Annotated in this window: 1 protein-coding gene and 1 pseudogene; one reads left to right on the top strand and one right to left on the bottom strand. The window is 46.8% G+C overall.

Annotated elements, in window-relative coordinates; translation table 11 throughout:
• Positions 1-2 precede the first annotated feature (2 nt).
• Positions 3-584: an ATP-dependent Clp endopeptidase proteolytic subunit ClpP gene (clpP, locus tag ACTHS3_RS13015; protein WP_440368128.1), complete on the top strand. Its 582-nt coding sequence runs from the start codon at positions 3-5 to the stop codon at positions 582-584.
• A 65-nt stretch (positions 585-649) separates the two neighbouring features.
• Here clpP and ACTHS3_RS13010 read toward each other — a convergent pair.
• A pseudogene (locus ACTHS3_RS13010) lies at positions 650-1438 on the bottom strand (recombinase); the annotation flags it as partial.

Below are 1438 nucleotides of genomic sequence, written 5' to 3'. Positions count from 1 at the left end.
TTATCGAACAAAGCGGTCGCGGCGAGCGCGCATTCGACATCTACTCACGCCTTTTGAAAGAGCGCATCGTTTTCTTGATCGGCCCGGTGACAGACGAATCTGCCAATCTGGTTGTTGCGCAATTACTGTTCTTGGAAAGCGAAAACCCTGATAAAGATATCTTCTTCTATATCAACTCTCCGGGCGGTTCGGTTACTGCCGGTATGTCGATTTACGACACCATGAACTTCATCAAGCCTCATGTTTCTACCTTATGCTTGGGTCAAGCGGCAAGTATGGGCGCATTCCTGTTGTCCGCAGGCGAAAAAGGCAAACGCTTTGCCCTGCCAAACAGCCGTATCATGATTCACCAACCGCTTATCAGCGGCGGCTTGGCGGGCCAAGCTTCCGATATTGAAATTCACGCTAAAGAGCTGCTGAAAATCAAAGAGAAACTGAACCGCTTACTCGCCAAACATTGTGATCGCGATTTGGCCGACTTGGAACGCGATACCGACCGCGATAATTATATGTCTGCCGATGAAGCTAAAGAATATGGTTTGATTGACCAAGTTTTGGAAAACCGTGCCTCTCTGCAAGCCTAATCTTTATAGTTTTTAAATTAAAAGGCCGTCTGAAAAGTATATATTCAGACGGCCTTTCTTCAATCTTACTTCGTGTTTTCTTTGTTATTCACTTGAACCGGATACAACAAAATCAAAGGATTAGCTTTCACTTGACTCCAGAAGCTCTTCAGCAGATTACGCATACTGCCCAAACGCGTACCGCGAGAACGGAGTGCAACAGCCAAAGCCAAAGAAAAGCTGACCACTAAATTTACCATGCCGATTGCCAATACACTTGCCAAGCCAAGCATAAAAGTGAATATATCTGTATAGCCACTAATCGCAGCATAACCCAAATTTGCCGAAGAGAACGCCACATGGCGAATATCCAGCGGCAAGCCGAAAAGATGGCCGAAATAGCCTGTCATGCCTAAAAGCATACCGAAAATAAAATTACCCATAAGCGAACCATAATGCTTATGAATATAAGCAGCCAACCGGCGGCGCGGCTGTGGACGCATGATTTTTCGTAACAACGGATTAAACGGCAGGCGCTGACGCAGGTTCAGATAATCAGAACGGTTGTCAAAGAAGCCGGCAATAATCCCCGAGCAAAACAGCCATACACCGGCAATAGCGGCATACCATAAGGTCGGCTGGGTAAAAATCTCAATAGATTTAAGCTGGTAGGCTGTAACGGCCTCATTTAGCAAGGGCTGACCATGCGTATGGGCATAGTCAAAAGCAATCCCTGCCGCCAACAATACCGCAATCGATACATTGCCAAACACGGCAACACTTTGCGAACGGCATACGTCAATCAGCAGTTTAGCCAATTTATTGTCCACCGCTTTGCTGCCTTCATTCGAGTCCACCTGTTCGGCAAAGCTCGC

It is taken from the genome of Neisseria sp. P0009.S007 (genome assembly GCF_051962515.1).
Note: the sequence above shows the minus strand (reverse complement) of the source record. Positions and strands in the feature narration are given on the sequence as shown.